The sequence below is a fragment of the Mesorhizobium sp. WSM4830 genome (assembly GCF_055811495.1).
Window position 1 is genome coordinate 257578 of the sequence record NZ_JBVVQI010000004.1, and the last position, 19108, is coordinate 276685.

A 19108-nucleotide genomic window follows, 5' to 3' on the forward strand; every position below is an offset into this window, starting at 1 on the left:
GTGCTATGCGTGCCCAAAATCGTTCACGCAAACACATGCGCCTTGCCCGACACGGTCAGCCGCACGATCTCGCCGATCGCCGGCGCGTCCATGCCCGGCTTGCGCAGGATCAACGGCGTGTTGCCGATGGCCGCGGCGTCGGGCGGATCGGGGCTGTTCAACAGACGCACCGCGATGGTGCACATCGAGCCGGCGAACTCTGATTCCGTCACCTCGCCGAACAGCATGTCCGGCGTGCCCGACATGCCTTCACGCGATGTGCGTTTCAGCAACACCTGCTCCGGCCGCAGCATGATGCGGGCGACGTCGCGCCGCTCCGAGCTGTCGACGGCGATGCGGCCGAGCGGCGAGATGGCGAAGCCATCGGCGATCCTTGCCGGCAGGACGATGGCGTCGCCGAGGAACTCGGCGACCATCCTGTCCTTCGGCTTGAAATAGAGCTCGCGCGGCGTGCCTACCTGCGAGAAGTTGCCGTCGCGCATCACCGCGACCTGGCTGGCGAATGACAGCGCCTCGGCCTGGTCGTGGGTGACCAGGATGGTGGTGATGCCGGCTGTTTCGAGGAGCTCGGCCACGGCCTTGCGCATCGAGGCGCGCAGGCCGGTGTCGAGCGCCGAGAACGGCTCGTCGAGCAACATCAGCCGCGGCTTCATGGCCATGGCGCGGGCGAGCGCGACGCGCTGCTGCTGGCCACCGGAGAGTTCGTGCGGGCGGCGCTTCAGGATCCCTTTGTCCAGCCCGACGACATAGGCGAGCTCGGCGATGCGCTCGCTGCGCTTTTCCTCGTGACGCCCCATGCCGAAGCCGATATTGGCGGCGATGCTCAGATGCGGGAATAGAGCGCCGTCCTGCGCCACTAGCCCGATGCCGCGGCGATGCGCCGGCACGGCCGTGTCGCCATCGGCCAGCACCTCGCCATCGAGCACGATGCGGCCCCGGTCCGGCGCCTCGAAGCCGGCGATCAGCCTCAGCAACGTGGTCTTGCCGCAACCGGACGGCCCGACGATTGCCGTACGGCTGCCGCTGGCCACGCTGAGGTCGACGCCGGCAAGTGCTGCGACGGGCCCGTAGTGCTTGTGGATGCCACTCAGCTCGAGAAAGCTCATCGCCCGGCCATCCGCTTCGACTGGACGTAGAGCAGCCAGGTCAAAGGCAGCGACATCGCCACCATGATCAGGGCATAAGGCGCCGCCGACGCATAGTCGATCTCGCCGCTATAGGACCAGAACGCCATGGCCAGCGTGCGGGTGCCGTTGGGCGCCAGCATCTGGGTTGCGGTCAATTCGTTCATGATACCCAGGGCGACCAACGCCATGCCGGCTGCGGCGCCCGGCGCCGACAGGCGGATGGTCGTCGACCACAGCGCCTTGAGCGGCGACCGGCCGAGGCTGGAGGCGGCGCGCTCGAGCTCGACCGGCGCCTGTGCGATCGACGCCCTGAGGCTAATCAGGGCGCGCGGCAGGAACATCAGCGCATAAGCGACCAGGATGGTGAACAGGGTCTGGTAGAGCGGCATGGCGATACGCACGGCGATGGTGACCAGCGCCAGCGCGATGACAACGCCGGGCAACGCGCCGACGATATAGTTGCAACCCTCCAGGACGCGTTGCAGCCGCCCCGGCGCGCGGATCGAAATCCACGCCATCGGCATTGCCGCGACGGTGGCGAGCAGCGCGCCGGCAATCGCCAGGAACAGCGTCTGGCCAAGCGCCAGGCCGATCTCGTCGAGCCGCCAGACATCGGCGCCGCCGGCCACAAGCCAACGGCCGATAGTGACGAACGGCACGCCGAGCGCCAGCAGCGTGGTAATGGCGGGCAGCAGCAGGCAAGGAATGGTGGCGCGCCCTAGGTTCGTGCGCTGCTGGTGGCGCGCGGCACCCGAGCCGACGCGGGCATAGCGCTCCTCGCCGCGCACCAGCACCTCCAGCCCGAGCAGCACAAGGCAGCAGGTCACCAGCACGCCGGCCAGCATGTTGGCGGCGGGACCGTTGAAGGTCGACTGAAACTGGTCGACGATCGCGGTGGTGAAGGTGTCGAAGCGGATGAAGACATAGAGCCCGTATTCGGCCAGGAGATGCAGGCCGACCAGCAGGGAGCCGCCGCAAATGGCGAGCCGGAGCTGCGGCAGCACGACACGCCTGAACACACGCCACGGGCCGAGACCGAGGGCTGCCGCTGCATCCTCGAGAGCGGGATCGAGCCGGCGCAATGCCGCCGCCACCGGCAGATAGAGGAATGGGAAATAGGCGATGACCGACACAAGCACGCCGGCCCACAGGCCGTGCAGTCTGGGCACCATGGTGATCCAGGCGTAACTGTGGACGAAGGCGGGAATGGCGAGCGGCGCGACCGACAGCCAGGCCCACAAGCGGGCACCCGGCAGATCGCTGCGCTCGGTCAGCCAGGCCAGCGTGACCGACAGCACGATTGAGATCGGCACCGCCAGCACCACCAGCAGGCTGGTGTTGACCAGAAGTTCGCCGACACGCGGCCTGAACACCAGCGCCGCCACAGTTTCCCAGCCGGTCTGCACCGCCACCCAGACGATGAAGGCAAGCGGCAGCAGCGCGAACAGCGAGACAAAGACGGCGGCCAGCGAAATCCATGAGACCGACCAACGACGTGCCCGCACGGCCGTGGTATCGGCCGGCAAGCCTGAAGGCGCGAGATCGATCGCCGACTGCATCAGATCAGACGTTGTGCCGTTTCCGCCCGGAGGCGGAAACGATCGTCGGCCAATGCGGCGAGCAGCTTGCGGTCATGGACAGATGCCATCTTGAAAGCAGAGCGCTCCCGCGGAAAGCGAATTCCCACAGGAGCGCAGTCGGTTGCCCTTTTAGGACGAACGCCGGCTAAAGCAAGCCGGCCGCCGTCATCAGGTCAGTCACCTTTTTCGAGTTCAGTGCCGTCGCGTCGACTTTCGGCGCCTGCAAATCGGCCAGCGGCACCAGCTTCGGATTGGACTCGGCGCCCTTGCCGACGGCGTATTCGAACGAATCGCCTGTTTTCAGCACGTCCTGGCCGCCCTTGCCGGTGACCCATTTCAGGAAAGCCCGCGCTTCCTTCGGGTGCTTGCTCGAGGCGAGCACGCCACCGCCGGAAACTGAGACGAAAGCGCCGGGGTCCTGGTGCTTGAAATAGTGCAACTCGATGTTCTTGCTGTTCTCGCCGGTCTTGGCCTGATCACCGTAGTAATAATAGTGATAGATCACGCCGCCTTCGACCTCGCCGGCATTGACCGCTTTCATCACTGTGCTGTTGCCCTTATAGGCGGTAAAATTCTCCTTCATCGCCTTCAGCCAGTCGGCCGTCGCTGCCTCACCCTTTAGCTGCAGAAGCGCGCTGACGATCGCCTGGAAATCGGCGCCGGAGGGCGAAGCGGCCCAACGGCCCTTCCAGCTCGGATCGGCGAGATCGAGCAGCGATTTGGGCAGCTGGTCGCCGGTCAGCTTGGTCTTGTTGTAGGCAAAGACGGTGCTGCGCGCGGCGACGCCGACCCATTTGCCGCTCGCCGGCTGGTACTCCTGTGGAACCTGGGCCAGCGTCCCGGCGTCGACCGGTGCGAACAGGCCGGCCGCCTCGACTAATGCCATGGCCGGCGAATTCTCAGTCAGGAATACATCGGCGGGCGAAGCGGCGCCTTCCGCAACGATCTGATTGGAGAAATCGCTGTCGCCGCCATTGCGGACGGTAACCTTGATGCCGGTTTCCTTGGTGAATCCCTCCGCCCAGGCCTTGGTCAGGTTTTCGTGCTGGGCGTTGTAGACGACGATGCCCTCGTCCTCTGCTATTGCCGGGCCGGCGATCAGGCTGATTGCAAGTGCTGTCGCACCGGCAAGGGCGGAAAGAGCATACTTCATGGCGTCGTCCTCGATTTCGATGGTCTTTGGCTTGGCACGCTGCACCTATCAATACATGACTAGCGCAGTCAACATTGCTGGCCCACTCAATTGCTCAAAAGGAGCAAACTTTCGTGATGCTCAGCTAATTTGCCTTGGACATTATTTCGCCGGCCCCGTAACAAATCAGCGCCGAGACGCGAATATCGGGGAGTGAACTCTTGTGAGCGGCAAGGACGAGGCCGAGCTTTCACGGCTGCTGCGGGCCGCGATCGCCGGAGACGAAAGGGCCTATGCCGACTTTCTGCACCGGATCGCCGCGCTCGTTCGTGGCTTTGCCCGGCGTAAGATCGTGCAGGGCGGGGTGGATCCCGAGGATGTCGTGCAGGAAACCTTGCTGGCCATTCATGTGAAACGACACACCTGGCGCCGTGATGCGCCGGTGCTGCCTTGGGTCTATGCAATAGCCCGTTTCAAGCTGATCGATGCGTTCCGGCGGCGCGGCCGGCGGATCGAGGTCGAGATCGACGAAATCGCCGAGACCTTTGCCGAGCCGGAATCAGAGACGGTGAGCGAGCGCGACGTCAACCGGGCGCTCGACAGCCTGTCGCCGGCACAACGTTCCGTCGTCTCGGCCGTATCGGTCGAAGGCCGGTCAATCGGTGAGACCGCGGCCAAATTCGGCATCAGCGAGACGGCTGTGCGGGTGTCACTGCACCGCGGCCTTGCCGCCATTGCCAAACGGTTCAGGGCGGGGCGGGAATAACATGAGGACCGAAGATCTCATCAAGGCGCTCGACGCCGATGCCCGCAGCGAGGCGCTGCCGCTGGGCGCCGCCTGGTGGCTTGCCGCCGGCGCGGCCATCGTGATCGCGGCCGCGGTTTTCTGGTCGACGATCGGCCCGCGCCCCGACATTGCGATCGCCATGCACACGATGCGGTTCCTGTCCAAATTCGTCTTCACGATCGCTCTTGCCGCCAGCGCCTTTGCCCTGGTGCGTGCGCTGTCGATGCCTGGTGCATCGACCGGCCGGGTGGCGAGCTGGATGGTCGCCGCGCCGCTGCTGGTGATTGTGGCCGTGATTCTCGAACTCTTCGCCGTGCCTGCGTCCGACTGGGGCACACGCCTGGTCGGGACGAACATGGTCATCTGCCTGACCTTTATTCCGTTGATCGGCATCGGCCCGCTTGCCGTCTTTCTCGCGGTGCTGCGTCATGGCGCGCCGACACGGCCGGTGCTTGCCGGTGCGGCGGCAGGCCTGCTTGCCGGCGGGCTGGCGGCGACCTTCTATGCAGCGCATTGCTTCGACGATTCGCCGCTTTTTGTCGGCACCTGGTATACGATCGCGAGCGCCGGCCTTGCCGTGCTCGGGGCGGTCGGCGGACGACTTTTCGTGCGCTGGTAGTGACGCCGATCAACGCGTCGGAACGGGGTGCTCGCCGCGATAGTCGTAGAAGCCGCGCCCGGTCTTGCGGCCGAGCCAGCCGGCCTCGACATATTTGACCAGCAGCGGGCAAGGGCGGTATTTCGAATCCGACAGCCCGTCATGCAGCACCTGCATGATCGACAGGCAAGTATCGAGCCCGATGAAATCGGCAAGCTGCAGCGGCCCCATCGGATGGTTGGCGCCGAGCTTCATGGCGGTGTCGATGGCGTCGACCGAGCCGACACCTTCATAGAGCGTGTAGATCGCTTCGTTGATCATCGGCAGCAGGATGCGGTTGACGATGAAGGCCGGGAAATCCTCCGAGACGGTGATCGTCTTGTCGAGTTGCTTCACATATGTTTTTGCCGCTTCGAAGGTCTGGTCCTCGGTGGCGATGCCGCGCACCAGTTCGACCAGCTTCATCACAGGAACCGGATTCATGAAATGTATGCCGATGAAGCGTTCAGGGCGGTCGGTCTGCGAAGCCAGCCGCGTGATCGAAATCGATGACGTGTTCGTCGCCAGGATAGCCTCGGGGTTGAGCTGCGGGCAGAGCTGGGCATAGATCTTGCGCTTGACCGTCTCGTCCTCTGTCGCTGCTTCGATCACCAGATCGGCGCCAGCAAGGTCGGCCATGGCCGGTGCCGCCGAAATGCGCGCCATCGCCTCATTGCGCAGCTTTTCCTCGAGTTTGCCGGAACCGACCTGACGGGCCATGTTGCCGCTGATCGTAGCGATGCCCTTTTCGATGCGGTCGGGCGAAATATCGTAAACCAGCACCTTATAGCCCGCCAGCGCCGACACATGGGCGATGCCGCCACCCATCTGGCCCGCGCCGATGATGCCGATCGTCTCGATCTTACTCATTACCCGATCCCGTCGAGGCCTTTGCGGCCCGTTTTTTGTGCAGTGCAAACTAAAAGGGCGGGGCGACTTCGTCTACCCCACCCCTCAGAATTTAATACGCTTTGGCAGAAGGCGTCAAAGCGCCTTTTGCAGTTCCGGCAGAATGACGAAGAGATCGCCGACGAGACCGTAGTCGGCGACCTGGAAGATCGGCGCTTCCTCGTCCTTGTTGATGGCAACGATCACCTTCGAATCCTTCATGCCGGCAAGGTGCTGGATGGCACCGGAGATGCCGACGGCAATATAAAGGTCGGGCGCTACCACCTTGCCGGTCTGGCCGACCTGCCAGTCGTTCGGCGCATAGCCGGCATCGACGGCGGCGCGAGATGCGCCAACCGCCGCACCGAGCTTGTCGGCGACCGGCAGGATGACCTCCTGGAACTTCTCGGAGGAGCCCAGCGCACGGCCGCCCGAGATGATGATCCTGGCCGAGGTCAGCTCTGGACGGTCGGTCTCGGAGAGCTTGTTCTCGACAAAGCTCGACAGGCCGGGATTGGCCGCCGCCTGAACCGTCTCGACCGGCGCGGAACCGCCCTCGGGTGCTGCCTGGAAGGAAGCAGTGCGCACCGTGATGACCTTCTTGGCGTCACTCGACTGCACCGTCTGGATGGCGTTGCCGGCATAGATCGGCCGCTTGAAGGTGTCGGGCGACACGACTTCGATGATTTCCGATATCTGAGCGACATCGAGCAGCGCCGCCACGCGGGGCGCGACGTTCTTGCCCGACGAGGTCGCCGGCGCGATGATCGTCTCGTATGGCTCAGCAAGCGAAACGACGAGTGCCGCCAGCGGTTCGGCGAGACGCTCGGTCAGTTCGTCAGCGTCGGCGAGCAGCACCTTGGTGACGCCCTTGAGCTTGGCGGCGGCGTCCGCTGCCGGCTTGGCAGCTTTGCCGGCAACCAGCACATGCACGTCCGAACCGATCTGCAGCGCCGCCGAAAGTGCCTTGGCAGTCTGGTCGGAAAGCGCAGCGTTGTCGTGTTCGGCAATCAGAAGAATTGTCATCTCTTTATTCCTTGATCCACTTCAGTGGCGACGTTCGAATTCATGTCAGGCCGAGTCGAAAACGGTTGGGTTCGAGAACCGGAGCGGAGCGTACTTCAGTACGTGAGCACCGGAAGCGGAGAACCCTGCCGTTTGCAGGCCGGCATCACATGAATTCCTACAGCACGCCGGCTTCGTTTTTCAGCTTGTCGACCAGTTCGGCGACGCTCTTGACCTTGACGCCCGCCTTGCGGCCGCCCGGCTCCTCGGTCTTGATCACCTTCAGCCGTGGCTTGACGTCGGCGCCGTAGTCGGCAGGGCTCTTCTCATCGAGCGGCTTCTTCTTGGCCTTCATAATGTTGGGCAGCGACGCGTAGCGTGGCTGGTTCAGCCGCAAATCGGCCGTGACGATTGCCGGCATCTTCAGTTCCAGCGTCTGCAGGCCGCCATCGACCTCGCGCGTCACCGTGGCCTTGTCACCGTCGAGCACGATCTTGGAGGCGAAGGTGCCCTGAGCCCAGCCGAGAAGTGCGGCCAGCATCTGGCCAGTCTGGTTGGAATCGTCGTCGATCGCCTGCTTGCCGAGAATGACCAGGCCGGGCTGTTCTGCCTCTACGACGCCCTTCAGCACCTTGGCGACGCCGAGCGGCTCGGTCTGCTCGTCGGTCTTGACCAGGATGGCGCGGTCTGCGCCCATGGCGAGCGCCGTGCGCAAGGTCTCCTGTGCCTGCTGCGGCCCGATCGACACGACGATGATCTCTTCGGCCTTGCCAGCTTCCTTCAGCCGGATCGCCTCTTCCACCGCGATCTCGTCGAACGGGTTCATCGCCATCTTGACGTTGGCGAGTTCCACCGCCGAACCGTCCGCCTTCACCCGGACCTTGACGTTCGCATCCACAACCCGCTTCACGGGCACAAGGATCTTCATTTGCCTGTCACCTCTTTCACGATAGTCTCTTCACGCTCGTCGGGCGCGCTATAGCAGCGTGCACCTCTTCAGAGTTGTCGAAAGCCGACATTCCGGACGGAATTCTGGTCTTCGCCACGCCACTAGGGTGGCGCTTCCGTAGTTGCGGCGACCCCGCGCGTCAATATCCGGGCGCACTCGGATCCTCGGCGAAGCACTCAAATCGGTTCAGTCCGGACCGGAAACGCTTCCCCGGCCCCAGCGCGGCGCCGGCTGCGCAGGTTGTGGTTCGCTTGGCGCCGGCTCTGCGGCAGCAGGCACCTGGCCGGCGACCACCACAGCCTCTTCATCCGCAGCGGCGAGCAACGGTACGCCGCGGCTGCGCAAGATAAGCACCAGCACGGCTCCGGCGATGATGCCGCCGATATGGCAGGCCCAGGAAACCTGGTCCTCGCCACCCTGCGCGAACATGAAGATTTGGAACAGGATCCACAGGATGAGCGGGATGAAGGCCGGGATGCGCAACGGGATGCGGGCGAAGACCAGTACCCATACCTTCACCCGCGGATAAAGGATCAGATAGGCGGCGACCACACCGGCGATGGCGCCCGACGCGCCGATCAGCGGCACTTGCGAATCCCAGGCCACCAGACCCTGGAAGAAAGCGCCGGCGATGGCGCAAAGCAGGTAGAAGACGAGATAGCGGACATGGCCGAGTGCATCCTCGACATTGTCGCCGAACACCCACAGGAACAGCATGTTGCCGCCGAGGTGGAAGATATCCGCGTGCAGGAAGGAATAGGTCAGATAGCTCAGGCTCTCCGGAATGACGACAAATTGCGGAGCGAGCTCGACGCTGTCATGCACAACAGACGGGATGAAGCCGAGGCCCAGTACCGCGGCGTTGGCGAAGTCCTCCCCGCCAAGCGTTGTGACAAAGTAGATCAACACGTTTAGCGCGATCAGGCTGATCGTCACATATTGCAGCTTGATGTGCCGCAGCCGGTTGGTGTCGTAAAGCGGGATGAACATCGGACCTCTCCCGCTTCCGGCGGATTCAGCGGTTCTTGCCGGGAACCCATAGCACGTCGGCATTTCCATTGTCATTGACCGCGCGTGCGGCGACGAACAGAAAGTCCGAGACACGGTTGATGTATCTTATCGCCTCGCGGTTGACGTGCTCGTCTGGAGCTTGCGACAGTGCCACCATGATGCGCTCGGCGCGGCGGGCCACCGTGCGGGCGAGGTGAAGGGCAGCCGCTGCCGGCGTACCGCCGTTGAGCACGAAAGATTTGAGCGGCTCAAGGTCCTTGTTGAGGAGGTCGATGTCCTGTTCGACGCGGTCGGTCTGCGAGGCGATGATGCGCAGCGGCTCGTAGTCGAGCGGCTTGCCATTGTCGGGGACTGCCAGATCGGCGCCGAGGTCGAAAAGATCGTTCTGGATGCGGCCAAGCATCGCATCGATCGCCGGATTTACTGCCGCTGTATGGACGCGGGCCATGCCGATGCAGGCATTGGCCTCGTCGACGGTGCCGTAGGCGTCGATGCGAAGGTCGGATTTCAGCCGCCGCTCACCAGAGCCGAGGCCGGTGGTGCCATCGTCGCCAGTGCGGGTGTAGATCTTGTTGAGCTTGACCACGGGTTACCTCCCGGCTGGTGGCTGCTGCGTCACTTACGGGTGAAATACACCGCCAGCATGATCAGCACCAAGGCCACGAACTGCAAGAGCACGCGCGTCTGCATCAGCTTGTTGGAGGTCATGCTGGAGCCGCCGCGCATCATGTTGATGAGGCCGCGGATCAGCACGATCACCACGGCGACCATGACGAGAACGGCGAGGATGTTGAAGACGGTTGCCATGGTGTGTTCCAGGTTGGATTGCGTTCAGGCGCGTTTGGCGAGCAGACGATAGAGTACCGATGACGGCAGGATGCGTTTAAGGATCGCGCCGATCCTGGCAGGCACCGTTACCACATAATGCGGGCGCGGGCGCCGCGACAGAAGCGCATGGCGCAAGGCGGCATAAACCACCTCCGGCCCGGGCTTCAGCCGCGACGTGCTGCCGCCGGCCCGCAGCCGTTTGAGTTGCGCCGCATAGGCGACGCGATGAACCGAATTCTCGTGATCGATATTCGCCAGGAACCATGCGAGGCTGTTGCTGGCGATCTTCGATTTCACCGGCCCCGGCTCGATCAGCGAAACATTGATGCCGCTGCCGAGGAGTTCTTGATAGAGCGACAGCATCAGCCCTTCGATAGCGTGCTTCGATGCCGAGTAGGCGCCGCGGAAAGGCACCGGCGCAAGGCCGAGGATCGATGAGCAATGAACGAGACGGCCATGGCCCTGGCGGCGCATCACCGGTACGACGCGGCGAGTTAGATCATGCCAGCCAAAGACATTGGCCTCGAACTGCTGCCGCAACGCCTCGACCGGCAGGTCCTCGACGGCGCCGGGCTGTCCATAGGCGCCGTTGTTGAAGAGCGCATCGAGCCGACCGCCGGTCCGTTCCAGCACCGACGCCAGCACCGCCTCGATCGATCCGGGCTCGGTGTAGTCCAGATAAAAGGCCTCGATGCCGTCGGCCTCGAGCGCGGCGATATCCTCGGGCTTTCGGGCCGTTGCGAACACCCGCCAGCCTTCCTTCTTAAGAGCATGGGCGCAATAGGCGCCTATACCGGAAGAGGCACCTGTGACAATGATGGTGCGCAACTCTTCTCCGGAAGGAATGGTGGTTTGACCTAGGGTTGTCATTTACCGCAAACCCTTCCCATATTCGCGGCGTCGGGACAATCGAAGGGAACGCGGTTCTTGTTGCGGAAGATCGTAGCCCTCAAACGCGTCCTCTACGACGCGCTCGGCCATTTCAACACCGACGACGGCTGGGCAATGGCCAGCCATCTGGCAATCACCGCGCTGATGGCGCTTTTTCCTTTCCTGATCTTTGCCACGACGCTGGCGAGTTTTTTCGGCGCGCAGGCTTTCGCCGACACCGCCGTGCACCTTGTGTTCGACACATGGCCCGAGCAGATCGCCAAACCGATCGCGCGCGAAGTGCTCAACGTGCTTACCGTCCGGCGCAGCGACCTGTTGACCTACGGTATCGTGCTTGCCGGATACTTCGCCTCGAACGGCATCGAGGCGCTGCGCACCTCGCTCAACCGGGCCTATCGTGTCTCGGAAACGCGCGGCATCATCTACCGGCGGGTGCAGAGCATCATCTTCGTGCTGATCGCGACGGCCGGGTTTTTGGCGATCAGCGTGCTGCTGGTCTTCGCGCCATTGCTGGCACGGCTGGCCGAGTCGCATTTCGAATGGATAAAACCCTATATGGGCACGATCACGCTGTGGCGTTACGTCATCGCCTCGGTCGTCATCATCGGCGGTCTGTTCGCCGTGCATTTCTGGCTGCCGGCCGGCAAGCGCCGCTTGGTTTCGATCGTGCCGGGCATCATCTTCACGCTGGTAGGCTGGCTCATCGGGTCGACCATCTTCGCCGCCTATCTCGATCATTTCTCGTCCTATGTGACGACCTATGCCGGCCTCGCCTCGATCATGATCGCGGTCGTATTCCTGTATATCGTCTCGGCGATCTTCATCCTCGGTGGCGAGCTCAACGCCGCGATCAGCCGCTATTTAGAGGCACGTGCGAGAGTCGGCGGCTGAGCCGTCGCCAGCCCGACGCCGAGCGTCGCGATCGCCATGCCGGCGATCTGGAGCGGGCTCAATTGCTCACCGAACAATGCCCAGGCGATGACCGCGGTGACGGCCGGCACGAGGTAAAACAGCGAGGCGACCTTCGACATCTCGCCGTCGCGGATCATCACCATCAACAGGAAGATGGCGCCGATCGACAGCACCAGCACGAGCCAGGCCATGGCGAAGATCAGTTCGCCGTTGACGATCACCGTTCGGGTCTCGAAGGCGAGCGAGGCCAAGGCCATCACCGATGCGCCGCCGACATATTGCCAGAACGTGGCAGCCACCAGATCTCCGCCGGAGGCGAAACGCTTCTGCCAGATCGTACCGGCGCTCATGCCGAGTACGGAGACCAGCGAGGCGCCCAGTGTTTCGGCCGTCACGCCGCCGCCGAGCGCGCCGAGCTTCGGCCAGAGCACGATCACCACGCCGATCAACCCGAGGCCGAGACCGGTCCAGTGGCGCGGCAGGATGGCCTCGCCCAGAAGCCGGCCGGCGAGCACTGCCGTGATCAGCGGCTGCAGGCCGACGATCAAGGCTGAAAGCCCGGCGGGCATGCCCCTGTGGATTGCCCAGAACACGCCGCCGAGATAGATGCCATGCATCAGGATGCCGGCACCGGTCGCGTGCAGCGCCTCGTCGCGGGTAGCGCGGCTCGAACCAAGTGCGGCCATCAAAGCGACAAGCAGGATTGCAGCCAGGACAAAGCGCGCGGCCAGGAAAGTAAAAGGCTCCGCCCACGGCATGGCATAGCGCGCGCCGATGAAGCCGGTCGCCCACAGGACGACAAAAGTGGCGGGGACGAACCGCTTGAGGCTGTGCATTTCCGGAGGCCGCGGTGAATTCGGATGAGGGATCGACTGTCGCGACTGCTTAATGCGGTTCGGAGCGGCAGGCAAAACCAAACGGTTGATCCATAGAATTATTGGAATTGAAGGAGCGCCGTTGATGGCCGTCAGCTCACCGGTCCAGTCTAGAGACCGACCAGCCGTTTGACATCGGCCGGCGATGCGCCCGCCTTACGCTGGGCGGCAAGGCCGGTATCACCAAAACTCTTCGACAGCTTTCGTCCGTCCGGGCCGAGGATCAGGCGATGGTGAAAATAGGCCGGCTGCGGCAGGCCAAGCAGTTGCTGAAGCAGCCGCTGCACGCTGGTCGCGGAATAAAGGTCCTGGCCGCGCACGACATGGCTGACCCCCTGCAGCGCGTCGTCCATGATGACGGCGAGATGATAGCTGGTCGGGATTTCGCGGCGCGCCACGATCACGTCGCCCCAATCCTGCGGACGGGCTTCGACACGACGCGTCGCGGAGAGCGTCTCGTCCGTGTATTCGGCCCATGACAGGTCCTTGCCGGCGCGCGCCATTGCCGCATCGACGTTCAGCCGCCAGGCAAATGGCACATTTTCGGCGATGCGCCGCTTGCGCTCGCTCGCCGGCAACGCCTTGTCGGCGGCGGGATAGAGCGGCACGCCGTCCGGGTCGCGCGGCCAGTCGCGGCCGCGCTTTTCACTGTCGGCGATGAAGGCGCGGATCTCACTTCTGCTCATGAAGGCCGGATAGACAAGCTCCGCTTCGATCAGCCGCTCGAGCGTCGCCCGATATTCGGCAAAATGCTCGGACTGGCGGCGCACCGGTTCTTCCCAGCCAAGCCCCAGCCATTTCAGGTCGCGAAAAATGCCTGCCTCGAATTCCGGCGTGCAGCGCGTCGTATCGATATCCTCGATGCGCAGCAGCAGGCGTCCACCCGCCGCCTTTGCCAATTTCTGATTGAGCAGGGCCGAATAGGCATGGCCGAGATGCAGTTCGCCGTTCGGGCTCGGCGCGAAGCGGAATGTCAGCAGTGTCATTGTCCGGCGGCAATCGGGTTGTGCGGCGCTTTCGCCAATTGCTACTTTGCGCCGGTGGCGTCGTGCGTCGAGAGGAACACGTGACGAAGCGTGCGGCACTTTTGATTTTGGAACAAGCAGACATGCAACGCATCGCCAGTCTCGACGACATTGCGCAAGGGCTGGATAGGCTATGCTTACTCGACCCACGCCTGGAACAAGTGCGCGGCATGGCCGGCGAAGTGCCGCTCAGGTTGTCGGAGCCGGGGTTCAGGAGCCTTGCCTCGATCGTTGTTTCGCAACAAGTGTCCCGCGCGAGCGCCGATGCCATCTTCGGCCGGCTGACGAAACTGCTCGATCCGCTGACGCCGCAGGCGATCCTTGCCGCCGACGAGGCGATCTTTCGCGAGGCCGGGCTGTCGCGGCCCAAGCAGAGCGGTCTGATTGCCGTCGCCCGGGCGGTGGCCGACGGGCTCGACCTCGATCACCTGTGCCGGCTCGATGCAAGCGAGGCGATCGCGGCCATGACCAAGGTGCCGGGCATCGGCTCGTGGACGGCTGAAGTCTATCTTTTGTTTGCCGCCGGACACCCAGATATCTTTCCGGCGCGCGACGTCGCATTGCAGAGCGCGGTCGGCCATGCGCTCGGCATCGACCCGCGTCCGCCGGAGAAAATGCTGATCCGGCTTGCCGAATCATGGAGCCCGTGGCGCGGTGTCGCATCGCGGCTTTTCTGGGCTTATTATCGCGAATTGAAGGGCAGGGATGCCGCGCCTCCGGCCTGAATCCGCAAAAAAGCATTGAAATCATGCGTTTTTGAGACCCGGCATGATCGACAATCCGCTTCACATCCCTGTCATGTCGGGCTTACAGTATCCGCGTCGACCGGTTCTAGGGTGAAGGAGGTCAACGACGTGACGGTTGCCGTATCTCCGGATGGGCTTCCAGCGCTGGTGCTGAATGCGGATTACCGTCCGCTCAGCTATTACCCCCTGTCGCTCTGGTCCTGGCAGGATGCCATCAAGGCGGTGTTCCTCGAGAGGGTGAACATCGTCGCCGAATACGAACACGCCGTCTCTTCACCGACCTTTTCGATGAAGCTGCCGAGCGTCGTCAGCCTGAAGGCTTACGTGAAGCCGTCGAGGCATCCGGCGTTTACCCGTTTCAACGTCTTCCTGCGCGACCGTTTCCAGTGCCAATATTGCGGCACGCCGGACGATCTGACGTTCGACCATGTCATTCCGCGCCATCGCGGCGGCGCCACGACCTGGGAGAACGTCGTCGCTGCCTGCTCGCCCTGCAATCTGAGGAAGGGGGGCATGATGCCGGCCCACGCCAAGATGTGGCCGCTGCAGAAGCCCTATCAGCCGACGGTGCATGATTTGCATAATAACGGCCGGCTGTTCCCGCCCAACCATCTGCACGAAAGCTGGATGGATTATCTGTACTGGGATGTCGAACTCGAGCCGTAGGGCCGGCTTCAACATCGGGGCTGTTTGGCCGACGCATGTACAAGATCACGATCGAGTGCCTCGACGTCGCGCCGCGGTCAGGTGCGCAAGCGGCCATCGAGATAGAGCAAGAGTTTCGCACCCATCGGACTTGGCACGAGCGGCCTAGCTGCACCTATGCCGATGGGAGACTTCTGCTAATCGCACGAAATAACTTTGACGCCGACGGAAAGGCCCTGCTCGATGAATTCTGGGACTGTCTGGCCGCGTATCTCGGTGAGCACGGAGCGATGCACATCCTTAGCGTCGAGCAGGTCTGAGCAGCCCTAATCTGTTTGCTCAATCGCGGGCGAAGGCGCTGCGGAAGGCTACGGCTGCCAGGACAAAGCTGGCGATGGCGTTCCAGCCGGCCAAGGATAGGCCGAGGATGCGGAGCGCCGCCTTGTCGCAGGAGGGCGGGACGAATTTGTCGAGAGCGTCGAGCACGCCCTTGCCGCCGGTGTCCACCGGTCCGGCGGCTGCGGTGCAATCGGTCGGGCCCGGCCACCACGCCCATTCGACCCCGGAGTGATAAACGCCGAGATAGACGCCGTAGAGCATCAGCAGGCCGCCAATGGCCAGCAGGCCACGGCTTATCCAGGCTGGCGCCTTGAGGGCCGACGCAAGCACCGCCAGCAGCATCAAGGGCACGCCGACGTAGTAAGGCGTGCGCTGCTCGAGGCAGAGCTTGCAGGGGATGTAGCCGCCGAGATACTGGAAGGCCAGCGCCGAGCCGACCGTGGCGGCCATGGCGACAGCGAGAAACAGGGCGGTGCGCAGCCGCTGGCGTCCGGTATCGGGATTCACGGTCGCTGTCATCGGACTCAGTCCATTCGGTTCGATGCCGTTCAGACGGCGTATTTGACGACGATATAGAGCAAAATCAGGGCAGCGGCGGCGGCGCCGGCAATCTGGCCAAGGCGCTTTTCGATGAAGTGGCGGATCGGCTCGCCATAGCGGCGCAACAGCCAGGCGAGAAACAGGAAGCGGGCGCCGCGCGCAACAATTGCCAGCACGATGAACAGCAGCAAAGGAACGCCGATGACGCCGGACAGGATCGTCACCACCTTGATCGGCGGCAGATGGGCGAGGCCGGAGGTGACCAGCATCAGGATGATGAAGCCGACACCCGACGAGACGCGCATCGCCTCGAACTCGTCGTATTTGCCATAAAATTCGAGGATCGGCCGCGCCACCGCATCATAGGCATAATGGCCGATGAACCAGCCGGCGATGCCGCCCAGCACCGAGGCGACGGTCGCGACCAGCGCGTAACGATAGGCGCGATCCGGCCGCGACAGCGCCATCGGCAGATAGAGCACGTCGGCCGGCACCAGGAACACTGAGCTCTCGACGAAGGCGATGAAGGCCAGCCACCATTCGGCGGATTTGCTCGCCGCCAGCGACAAGGTCCAGTCGTAAAGTCCGCGAAGCATCGGCACTCCTAATGCACGCCCAAACCAGTAGCGGTCTTGGGATCACGACATGGCACAAACAAGACTTGGAAGCGCCCCGCATCAACCTCGTCGGACAGGGTGCGCTTCAATGACATGCGCCGCCTGTCTAGAAAGATTTTCCGCGCTGCACAATGGCAGCTGCTTCACGAAATCGAAAGGCTGAGGCTTGAGCGAGACCGGATCTCGGGAATTGGCCAGTTGACGAACAGGCAAGAGCATCGAACTTTTGTGCCTGAAATGCGTCAAGGCGAGTTCTAATACGTTGCCGCGTTTTCCGGTCGAACACGATCCGTGTTTAAATACCGGTGATTCCTGTCGCATCCTCTCTCCCTGCTTCGCCCTTTGCGCCGCCATGTCGTTGTCTGATTTCATTTATCGCCCCTTTGAGACGCTCATCCGTCCGCTGGATATTCCACCCGCGCCGCTGCCTGCGAGCGGGCCGTTTGCACTGCTCCTGCATTTTGCGCGGATGTTCCGCAGCACCCTTGCGGCCATTACCATCCTGATGATGGCGGTCGAGGGGATCAACCTTGCGACGATCTGGGGTGCCTCGTTCGTCGTCGACGGGGTGAGCGCGAAGGGCGCGGCGGTGTTCCTGCAGGAGGACTGGCCGACGCTGGCCGTGCTCGGCGTGCTGGTTCTGCCCGTGCTGCCGTTGCTCATCTTCGTGGGCAACGCGCTGAACTCGCAGACGGTGGCCGTATGCATGCCGGCGGCGATGCAGTGGCAGGGCCACAAGGCGGTGGAACGCCAGGACCTTGCCTTCTTCCACGACCTCTTTGCAGGTCAGGTGGCGTCGCGCATTTCGCAAGTCGCATCCGCCGTGCAGCAGCAGATCGTCGTGGCCTTCTACAGAATACCGCTGTTCCTGGTGCAACTCGTCGGTTCGCTCGTTCTGCTTGGCGCGTTGTCCTGGCCGCTGGCGCTTCCGGTTTTCGTCTGGATCTCCGCCAACATCGCCATTGCGGTGGTGGCGGTACCCCAATATTCCGAGCGGTCGCGCCGCTCGGCGCGGGGGCGAAGCCTCGTGGTCGGCGCCATGACCGACCTCTACAGCAACATCCAGATGGTCAAGCTGTTTGCGGCGGAAGACAGCGAGGCGGGCGCGATGCGGACCGTCATGGAAAACGCCATCGAGACCCAGCAGCGCGAAAGGCGCATCTATCTGACGACCGACATGGGCGTCGTCCTGCTCAACGTTGCCCTCTTTCTCACCAACGTTGCTATAGGGCTCTGGGGATTTGTCGCCGGCTTCGTCACGGTTGGCCAGTTCGCCGCTTCGATCGCCATCGTGCAGCGGCTCAATGCCAACTCCCGTGCCTTCCTGCAGATGGGCCAGCAGATTTTCCAGGCGGTGGGCACCATCCGTGACGCAATGCCGGTCGTGACGACGCCGCCGACCATAAAAGACGTGCCGAACGCCAAGCCGCTCGACGTCACTGCCGGCGAAGTCGAGTTCAAGAATATCCAGTTCGAATACCGCGAGGGGCAACGGGTGATCGAAGACCTGTCGCTCACCGTGCGCGCAGGCGAGAAGGTCGGGCTCGTTGGCCTCTCCGGCGCCGGCAAGTCGACCCTTGTCAGCCTGCTCCTAAGGTTCTTCGAGCTGAAGGGCGGCGCGATCCTGATCGATCGGCAGGATCTCCGCAGCGTGACCCAGGCCAGCCTTCGGGAGAGCATCGGCGTCGTCACCCAGGACGTCTCGCTGCTGCATCGCTCCGTCGGCGACAACATCCGTTATGGCCGGCCCGATGCCCCGCCGGAGGAGGTGGAGCACGCCGCGATGCTGGCCGAGGCCGACGGCTTCATCGCCGATTTCAGAGATGGTGAAGGCCGCATCGGCTACGACGCTTTCGTCGGCGACCGCGGGGTGAAGCTTTCCGGCGGCCAGCGCCAGCGCGTCGCGATCGCCCGGGTGCTGCTCAAGGACGCGCCAATCCTGGTTCTCGATGAGGCGACGTCCGCATTGGACAGCGAAGCCGAGGCGGCGGTCCAGGACAAGCTCGCTCTTCTGATGGAAGGCAAAACCGTGATCGCCATCGCCCATCGCCTGTCGACCATTGCCAGGATGGACCGGATCGTCGTCCTCGACAAAGGCCGCATCGTCGAGGAGGGAAAACCATCGGCGCTGCTGGAGCGCGACGGGCTCTATGCCCGACTGTGGAAGCTTCAGACCGGCGGCTATATTGCCGACGCCCTCGAGGAGATGTGAGCCGCCCTCGGTGATGATGGTTTGCTGATGGCCGGCTCGATACATTCTGCTTTCACTCCGGAAACCGGAATCGGCTGAACTCGTTTCCGCCGTAGCGTTCGGACGCCGATCCCACTCCATCCGATCATGAGCGAAGCCACAATCCCGAACTCCCGTGCCGCCATTCTCGAGCGGCAATCTGGCGGCGCGCTGACATGGTCCGGCCCCGCCCTGATGTTGTTCGCACGGTCGGCTTTCGCTGTTGCCGCGCAGGGCTTCGTTGCGGCCATGTACGCTGCGCACGGTTCGGCGACGCCCTGGCGCGACGCAGGGGCTTGGCTGCCGGTATACGGCAGCTTGATCGACGCGGGCTGCCTTGGCCT

Annotated in this window: 22 protein-coding genes; 7 read left to right on the forward strand and 15 right to left on the reverse strand. The window is 63.4% G+C overall.

Going from position 1 to position 19108, the window contains the following annotated elements; genetic code table 11:
- Positions 1-23: 23 nt before the first annotated feature.
- The 3 genes from AC0L2Y_RS08215 to AC0L2Y_RS08225 form a co-directional block, all read right to left on the reverse strand.
- Entirely contained in the window at positions 24-1106 is a 1083-nt protein-coding gene (locus tag AC0L2Y_RS08215; RefSeq protein WP_473555204.1) for an ABC transporter ATP-binding protein, read from the reverse strand.
- A complete protein-coding gene (locus AC0L2Y_RS08220) occupies positions 1103-2686 on the reverse strand; it encodes an ABC transporter permease (RefSeq protein ID WP_473555207.1) in 1584 nt (527 codons plus the stop codon). Before AC0L2Y_RS08220 ends, AC0L2Y_RS08215 begins: the two co-directional genes overlap by 4 nt.
- 166 nt (positions 2687-2852) lie before the next feature.
- Positions 2853-3860: an iron ABC transporter substrate-binding protein gene (locus AC0L2Y_RS08225; protein ID WP_473555209.1), complete on the reverse strand. Its 1008-nt coding sequence runs from the start codon at positions 3858-3860 to the stop codon at positions 2853-2855.
- Positions 3861-4062: 202 nt separating this feature from the next.
- Between AC0L2Y_RS08225 and AC0L2Y_RS08230 the strand changes: the two genes are divergently transcribed.
- Both AC0L2Y_RS08230 and AC0L2Y_RS08235 read left to right on the forward strand, forming a co-directional pair.
- Positions 4063-4605 carry a sigma-70 family RNA polymerase sigma factor gene (locus AC0L2Y_RS08230; protein WP_352467572.1) on the forward strand — a complete coding sequence of 181 codons (543 nt, stop codon included), beginning with the start codon at positions 4063-4065 and terminating at the stop codon, positions 4603-4605.
- Position 4606: 1 nt separating this feature from the next.
- Positions 4607-5245, forward strand: a complete 639-nt coding sequence (locus AC0L2Y_RS08235) for an NrsF family protein (protein WP_473555211.1) — start codon at positions 4607-4609, stop codon at positions 5243-5245.
- A 9-nt stretch (positions 5246-5254) separates the two neighbouring features.
- Here AC0L2Y_RS08235 and AC0L2Y_RS08240 read toward each other — a convergent pair whose 3' ends face one another.
- The 7 genes from AC0L2Y_RS08240 to AC0L2Y_RS08270 all read right to left on the reverse strand — a co-directional run bounded on the left by AC0L2Y_RS08240 (position 5255) and on the right by AC0L2Y_RS08270 (position 10814).
- On the reverse strand, positions 5255-6133 hold the full coding sequence (locus AC0L2Y_RS08240) for a 3-hydroxybutyryl-CoA dehydrogenase (RefSeq protein WP_023677945.1): 879 nt from the start codon (positions 6131-6133) through the stop codon (positions 5255-5257).
- Between the two features lie 114 nt (positions 6134-6247).
- Positions 6248-7177 carry an electron transfer flavoprotein subunit alpha/FixB family protein gene (locus tag AC0L2Y_RS08245; protein WP_473555212.1) on the reverse strand — a complete coding sequence of 310 codons (930 nt, stop codon included), beginning with the start codon at positions 7175-7177 and terminating at the stop codon, positions 6248-6250.
- A gap of 157 nt (positions 7178-7334) precedes the next feature.
- The gene (locus tag AC0L2Y_RS08250) at positions 7335-8084 is read right to left on the reverse strand and encodes an electron transfer flavoprotein subunit beta/FixA family protein (RefSeq protein ID WP_023677947.1); all 750 of its coding nucleotides are present in this window, start codon (positions 8082-8084) and stop codon (positions 7335-7337) included.
- Positions 8085-8291: 207 nt separating this feature from the next.
- Positions 8292-9095 carry a rhomboid family intramembrane serine protease gene (locus AC0L2Y_RS08255; RefSeq protein ID WP_473555215.1) on the reverse strand — a complete coding sequence of 268 codons (804 nt, stop codon included), beginning with the start codon at positions 9093-9095 and terminating at the stop codon, positions 8292-8294.
- A 25-nt stretch (positions 9096-9120) separates the two neighbouring features.
- Positions 9121-9702, reverse strand: a complete 582-nt coding sequence (locus AC0L2Y_RS08260) for a cob(I)yrinic acid a,c-diamide adenosyltransferase (RefSeq protein ID WP_473555217.1) — start codon at positions 9700-9702, stop codon at positions 9121-9123.
- A gap of 29 nt (positions 9703-9731) precedes the next feature.
- Positions 9732-9923: a twin transmembrane helix small protein gene (locus AC0L2Y_RS08265; protein WP_023677950.1), complete on the reverse strand. Its 192-nt coding sequence runs from the start codon at positions 9921-9923 to the stop codon at positions 9732-9734.
- Positions 9924-9947: 24 nt separating this feature from the next.
- Positions 9948-10814, reverse strand: coding sequence for an SDR family oxidoreductase (locus tag AC0L2Y_RS08270; protein WP_473555220.1), 867 nt, complete (start codon positions 10812-10814; stop codon positions 9948-9950).
- Positions 10815-10871: 57 nt separating this feature from the next.
- Here AC0L2Y_RS08270 and AC0L2Y_RS08275 point away from each other — a divergent pair, with 57 nt between their 5' ends.
- A complete protein-coding gene (locus AC0L2Y_RS08275; RefSeq protein WP_031212039.1) occupies positions 10872-11726 on the forward strand; it encodes a YihY/virulence factor BrkB family protein in 855 nt (284 codons plus the stop codon).
- Here AC0L2Y_RS08275 and AC0L2Y_RS08280 read toward each other — a convergent pair.
- Both AC0L2Y_RS08280 and gluQRS read right to left on the reverse strand, forming a co-directional pair.
- Positions 11693-12583: a DMT family transporter gene (locus tag AC0L2Y_RS08280; protein WP_473555222.1), complete on the reverse strand. Its 891-nt coding sequence runs from the start codon at positions 12581-12583 to the stop codon at positions 11693-11695. The two genes, AC0L2Y_RS08275 and AC0L2Y_RS08280, sit on opposite strands and share 34 nt — an antisense overlap.
- A 149-nt stretch (positions 12584-12732) precedes the next feature.
- Complete coding sequence (gene gluQRS, locus AC0L2Y_RS08285; RefSeq protein ID WP_473555225.1) at positions 12733-13608, reverse strand: tRNA glutamyl-Q(34) synthetase GluQRS; 876 nt, start codon at positions 13606-13608, stop codon at positions 12733-12735.
- Between the two features lie 122 nt (positions 13609-13730).
- On the opposite strand from gluQRS, the gene AC0L2Y_RS08290 reads away from it, so the two are divergent.
- The 3 genes from AC0L2Y_RS08290 to AC0L2Y_RS08300 all read left to right on the forward strand — a co-directional run bounded on the left by AC0L2Y_RS08290 (position 13731) and on the right by AC0L2Y_RS08300 (position 15358).
- Positions 13731-14372, forward strand: a complete 642-nt coding sequence (locus tag AC0L2Y_RS08290; protein WP_473555227.1) for a DNA-3-methyladenine glycosylase family protein — start codon at positions 13731-13733, stop codon at positions 14370-14372.
- Between the two features lie 129 nt (positions 14373-14501).
- Positions 14502-15059: an HNH endonuclease gene (locus AC0L2Y_RS08295; RefSeq protein ID WP_023677956.1), complete on the forward strand. Its 558-nt coding sequence runs from the start codon at positions 14502-14504 to the stop codon at positions 15057-15059.
- Between the two features lie 35 nt (positions 15060-15094).
- Positions 15095-15358 carry a hypothetical protein gene (locus tag AC0L2Y_RS08300; protein WP_473555230.1) on the forward strand — a complete coding sequence of 88 codons (264 nt, stop codon included), beginning with the start codon at positions 15095-15097 and terminating at the stop codon, positions 15356-15358.
- Between the two features lie 19 nt (positions 15359-15377).
- Here AC0L2Y_RS08300 and AC0L2Y_RS08305 read toward each other — a convergent pair whose 3' ends face one another.
- From AC0L2Y_RS08305 to AC0L2Y_RS08315, 3 genes are all read right to left on the reverse strand, one after another.
- Positions 15378-15896 carry a disulfide bond formation protein B gene (locus AC0L2Y_RS08305; RefSeq protein ID WP_473555232.1) on the reverse strand — a complete coding sequence of 173 codons (519 nt, stop codon included), beginning with the start codon at positions 15894-15896 and terminating at the stop codon, positions 15378-15380.
- A 29-nt stretch (positions 15897-15925) separates the two neighbouring features.
- Positions 15926-16513 carry a YqaA family protein gene (locus AC0L2Y_RS08310; RefSeq protein WP_023677958.1) on the reverse strand — a complete coding sequence of 196 codons (588 nt, stop codon included), beginning with the start codon at positions 16511-16513 and terminating at the stop codon, positions 15926-15928.
- 81 nt (positions 16514-16594) lie between these two features.
- The gene (locus AC0L2Y_RS08315) at positions 16595-16906 is read right to left on the reverse strand and encodes a hypothetical protein (RefSeq protein WP_473555235.1); all 312 of its coding nucleotides are present in this window, start codon (positions 16904-16906) and stop codon (positions 16595-16597) included.
- Here AC0L2Y_RS08315 and AC0L2Y_RS08320 point away from each other — a divergent pair.
- A complete protein-coding gene (locus tag AC0L2Y_RS08320; protein WP_473555237.1) occupies positions 16887-18746 on the forward strand; it encodes an ABC transporter ATP-binding protein in 1860 nt (619 codons plus the stop codon). The two genes, AC0L2Y_RS08315 and AC0L2Y_RS08320, sit on opposite strands and share 20 nt — an antisense overlap.
- Positions 18747-19108 lie beyond the last annotated feature (362 nt).

Excerpts from the sequence above, each read along its gene's own strand:
- AC0L2Y_RS08215 (WP_473555204.1), bottom strand. The coding sequence starts at position 1,106 with ATGAGCTTTCTCGAGCTGAGTGGCATCCACAAGCACTACGGGCCCGTC.
- AC0L2Y_RS08220 (WP_473555207.1), bottom strand. The coding sequence starts at position 2,686 with ATGCAGTCGGCGATCGATCTCGCGCCTTCAGGCTTGCCGGCCGATACC.
- AC0L2Y_RS08225 (WP_473555209.1), bottom strand. The coding sequence starts at position 3,860 with ATGAAGTATGCTCTTTCCGCCCTTGCCGGTGCGACAGCACTTGCAATC.
- AC0L2Y_RS08235 (WP_473555211.1), top strand. The coding sequence starts at position 4,607 with ATGAGGACCGAAGATCTCATCAAGGCGCTCGACGCCGATGCCCGCAGC.
- AC0L2Y_RS08240 (WP_023677945.1), bottom strand. The coding sequence starts at position 6,133 with ATGAGTAAGATCGAGACGATCGGCATCATCGGCGCGGGCCAGATGGGT.
- AC0L2Y_RS08245 (WP_473555212.1), bottom strand. The coding sequence starts at position 7,177 with ATGACAATTCTTCTGATTGCCGAACACGACAACGCTGCGCTTTCCGAC.
- AC0L2Y_RS08250 (WP_023677947.1), bottom strand. The coding sequence starts at position 8,084 with ATGAAGATCCTTGTGCCCGTGAAGCGGGTTGTGGATGCGAACGTCAAG.
- AC0L2Y_RS08255 (WP_473555215.1), bottom strand. The coding sequence starts at position 9,095 with ATGTTCATCCCGCTTTACGACACCAACCGGCTGCGGCACATCAAGCTG.
- AC0L2Y_RS08265 (WP_023677950.1), bottom strand. The coding sequence starts at position 9,923 with ATGGCAACCGTCTTCAACATCCTCGCCGTTCTCGTCATGGTCGCCGTG.
- AC0L2Y_RS08270 (WP_473555220.1), bottom strand. The coding sequence starts at position 10,814 with ATGACAACCCTAGGTCAAACCACCATTCCTTCCGGAGAAGAGTTGCGC.
- AC0L2Y_RS08280 (WP_473555222.1), bottom strand. The coding sequence starts at position 12,583 with ATGCACAGCCTCAAGCGGTTCGTCCCCGCCACTTTTGTCGTCCTGTGG.
- gluQRS (WP_473555225.1), bottom strand. The coding sequence starts at position 13,608 with ATGACACTGCTGACATTCCGCTTCGCGCCGAGCCCGAACGGCGAACTG.
- AC0L2Y_RS08290 (WP_473555227.1), top strand. The coding sequence starts at position 13,731 with ATGCAACGCATCGCCAGTCTCGACGACATTGCGCAAGGGCTGGATAGG.
- AC0L2Y_RS08300 (WP_473555230.1), top strand. The coding sequence starts at position 15,095 with ATGTACAAGATCACGATCGAGTGCCTCGACGTCGCGCCGCGGTCAGGT.
- AC0L2Y_RS08305 (WP_473555232.1), bottom strand. The coding sequence starts at position 15,896 with ATGACAGCGACCGTGAATCCCGATACCGGACGCCAGCGGCTGCGCACC.
- AC0L2Y_RS08310 (WP_023677958.1), bottom strand. The coding sequence starts at position 16,513 with ATGCTTCGCGGACTTTACGACTGGACCTTGTCGCTGGCGGCGAGCAAA.
- AC0L2Y_RS08320 (WP_473555237.1), top strand. The coding sequence starts at position 16,887 with ATGTCGTTGTCTGATTTCATTTATCGCCCCTTTGAGACGCTCATCCGT.
- AC0L2Y_RS08315 (WP_473555235.1), bottom strand. The coding sequence starts at position 16,906 with ATGAAATCAGACAACGACATGGCGGCGCAAAGGGCGAAGCAGGGAGAG.